Annotated in this window: 1 protein-coding gene; it reads left to right on the top strand. The window is 70.8% G+C overall.

Going from position 1 to position 3,889, the window contains the following annotated elements:
* Positions 1-3,889, top strand: a 3,889-nt coding sequence (locus ABT245_RS45580) for an SDR family NAD(P)-dependent oxidoreductase (RefSeq protein ID WP_351746986.1), incomplete at both ends; no start/stop codon positions are given.

Below are 3,889 nucleotides of genomic sequence, written 5' to 3'. Positions count from 1 at the left end.
CCTGGACCCACGGCCAACCCACCACCTGGCCCCACCCCCACACCACCACCCACACCCCCCTCCCCACCTACCCCTTCCAACACAAACACCACTGGCTCAACACCCCCCACACCACCGACACAACCGGGCACGCTCCGGTGGAGTCGGAGTTCTGGAACGCGGTCGAGCACGAAGATCTGGACGCGTTGTCCGAGATGCTCACGCTCGGGGATACGTCGTCCGCCGACTCCAAGGAGACGTTGCGCCCAGCCCTGTCACTGTTGTCGGACTGGCGTCGTGCGCAGCGGACGAAGGCGACGCTCGACTCATGGCGCTACCACGTCGTGTGGCGGCCGGCGCAGGTGTCGGGTGACCGGGAGGAAGCGGCGACGGGTGCGGCTCACTGGGTGCTGGTCGTACCCGAGGACGCGGCCGCGTCCCCGTGGATCGCCACCGCCGCCTCGGAACTCAAAAGGGCAGGAGCGCGCGTCCGGTTTGTCACCGTCGCAGCGGCGGAACGCGTCGTCCGGGCCCGGGAGTTCAGCGAACAACTCGGCAGCGAGGGTGCTGTGACCGGCATCCTGTCGTGCCTCGCTCTGCCGGCGGGACCGGTCGGTGCCGACGATCCTGCCCTGTCGACGCTGGCTGTCATACAGGCGTGGGCCGACTCCGAGATTGCCGCGCCGTTGTGGTGCGTCACGTCGGGGGCCGTTTCAGTGGGGCGGTCCGATCCACTGCTCGACGAGCGGCAGGCCCAGGTGTGGGGTCTGGGGCAAACCGCCGGCCTGGAACACGCCGATCGGTGGGGCGGACTCATCGATCTCCCCGAGACTCGCGACGAACGCACAGCCGTCCGGCTGGCGAAACTACTCACCGCGCCGGGGGCCGCCACGGCCCGGGGCGAGGACCAGCTCGCCGTGCGATCCTCGGGTGTGTACGTGCGGCGTCTCGTACGCGCCACCGCCGTCAGTCCCTCACCGGCTGCGTCGACGGGGCGGGCGGACGGGGCCAGGTGGCGTCGCGACGGCACCGTACTGATCACCGGCGGCACGGGGGCGCTGGGTGCGCAAGTCGCCCGGCACCTAGCGTCCTCGGGTGCGCAGCATCTCGTCCTCGCCGGCCGGCGTGGCGATGCCGCGCCCGGTGCCGCCGCACTGCGCGACGAGCTGCGCGAGTTGGCGGGCGACGGCGCCCGTGTCGACATCGTGGCCTGTGATGTCGGCGACCGGGCCGCCGTCTTCACCTTGTTCTCGGAACTGGACGCCACGGGGACTCCCGTCGTCTCGGTGTTCCATGCAGCGGGCACGGCACCGACCGTCACGCTCGTCGACACCAATGCCGAGCACCTGGCGGACGCCAGGGCCGCCAAAGTGCTCGGTGTCCACCACCTTGACGAGGCCCTGGAGGCCCACGGGGCGAAGGACTTGGGCGTCTTCGTCCTGTTCTCGTCCGCCGCCGGTGTCTGGGGTGGCAGGGAGCAGGGAGCGTACGGTGCGGCCAACGCGCACCTCGACGCGTTCGCCCTCCGCCGGCGGCAGCGCGGCCGCCACGCGCTCTCCGTAGCCTGGGGCACGTGGGGCGGCGGCGGGCTGGCGGCGAGCGGCGGCGCGGAGGAGGCGCTGCGGCGCATCGGACTGCCCGCTATGTCCCCCGACCTGGCGGTTCAAGCCCTGCAGCAGGCCCTCGACCGGGACGAGACGGCCGTCACCGTCGCCGACATCGACTGGCGGTTGTTCGCCCCCACGCTCAGCGTGGCGCGCAGCCGACCGCTGATAACCGAGGTCCCAGACGCCCGGGACGCCCTCGACGGCACCGGGCATATGGGCAAGGCCGCCTCCGGACCGGACACGGTCGACGGCGGCCCGGCGGCAAGCACGAGCGCCGACACGTGGGCCGGACGGTGGTACGCGCTGAAACCCAAGGAGCGTGACCACGCGCTTCTCGACCTCGTACGAGGGGAGGCAGCCAGCGTCCTGGGACATACGGACACCGTCACCGTCGCGCCCCAACGGGCTTTCAATGAGCTAGGCTTCGACTCCGTCACCGCGGTCCAGTTCCGCAACCGTCTGCGTGCGGTGACCGGCCTCCATCTGGCCACCACCCTGGTCTTCGATCACCCATCACCCCGCGCCCTGGTCGACCATCTCACTGTCCTGCTCACCGGGCGGCCGAGTGGAACCGGCTCTGCTGCGGTCGACACCACGACGTCCCCGGCGGCCATGGGTACGGGCACGGCCGCGGACAACGACCCTATCGTGATCGTCTCCATGAGCTGCCGCTTCCCCGGTGGGGCCGACTCGCCGGAGTCACTGTGGGGCCTGGTCGCCACCAGCCGTGACGCGGTGATCGAGTTCCCCGAGGACCGCGGCTGGGACCTGGAGAAGCTGTACGACCCGCAGCTGAGCCGCCCCGGCACCTCGTACGCCCGAGAGGGGGCGTTCCTCCACGATGCCGGCGGGTTCGACGCGGCGCTGTTCGGGATCTCGCCGCGTGAGGCGCTGGCGATGGACCCGCAACAACGCCTGCTTCTGGAGACCTCATGGGAGGCGTTCGAACGGGCGGGCATCGACCCGTCGTCGCTGCGCGGCAGCCGCACCGGCGTCTTCGCCGGGGCCGCGACCTCGTACTACGGCATCGGCGCCGCGCTCGGCAGCGGCGGCGACACCGTCACGGAGCAGGGCGCCGAGGGGTACTTGCTCACCGGCACGGCCACCGCCGTTGTCTCGGGTCGTGTCGCCTACTCGTTCGGTCTGGAGGGCCCGGCGGTGACCGTGGACACCGCCTGCTCGTCGTCGCTGGTCGCCCTGCACCTGGCCACGCAGGCACTACGCAACGACGAATGCTCACTCGCCCTGGTGGGCGGCGTCACGGTGATGGCCACCCCGGCGCCGTTCGTGGAATTCAGCCGCCAGCGCGGACTGGCCGCCGACGGACGCTGCAAGGCGTTCTCCGCCGACGCCGACGGCACCGGCTGGGGCGAAGGCGTGGGAGTCGTGCTGGTGGAACGCCTGTCGGACGCGCGGCGCAACGGTCATCCCGTGCTGGCCGTGGTACGTGGGTCCGCCGTGAACCAGGACGGTGCCAGCAACGGCCTGAGCGCGCCGAACGGCCCCTCCCAGCAGCGGGTCATCCGCCAGGCCCTCGCCAACGCCGGACTCGAACCCCGTGACGTGGACGCGGTCGAGGCCCACGGCACCGGAACCCGGCTGGGCGACCCCATCGAAGCCCAAGCCCTCATCGCCACCTACGGCCAGGACCGCAACCCCCAACACCCCCTGTGGCTCGGCTCCGTGAAATCCAACATCGGACACACCCAAGCCGCCGCCGGCGTCGCCGGCATCATCAAAATGGTCATGGCCATGCACCACGGCACCCTCCCCCGCACCCTCCACATCAACGAACCCACACCCGAAGTCGACTGGACCGCCGGAGACGTAGCACTACTCACGGATGAGCAGGAGTGGCCCGACACCGGCCGACCCCGCCGCGCCGCCATCTCCTCCTTCGGGGTGAGTGGGACGAACGCGCATGTGATCTTGGAGGAGGCCCCCGCCACCGAACCCACTCCCCCACCCACCGAGACCAGCCCCGGACACCAACTCCCCACAGTCCCCTGGATCCTCTCAGCACGGAACGAGAACGCACTACGCGACCAGGCCGCCAACCTCGCCGCCCACCTGTCCACCACCCTGGAGCCGGACACACCACTGGAAAACATCGCCCACGCCCTGGCCACCACCCGCACCACCATGGAACACCGCGCAGTCCTCACCACCGGCACCTCACTAACCGAACGCACCCAACTCCTAAAGCAGTTCGCCCGCGGCGGCACACCCCAGGGCATCATCACCGGCCGAGCCGACGGCGGCCGACTCGCCTTCATCTTCACCGGACAAGGCTCCCAACGACT

This window comes from Streptomyces sp. NPDC001508 (genome assembly GCF_040298665.1).
Lineage (GTDB): Bacteria > Actinomycetota > Actinomycetes > Streptomycetales > Streptomycetaceae > Streptomyces.
Note: the sequence above shows the minus strand (reverse complement) of the source record. Positions and strands in the feature narration are given on the sequence as shown.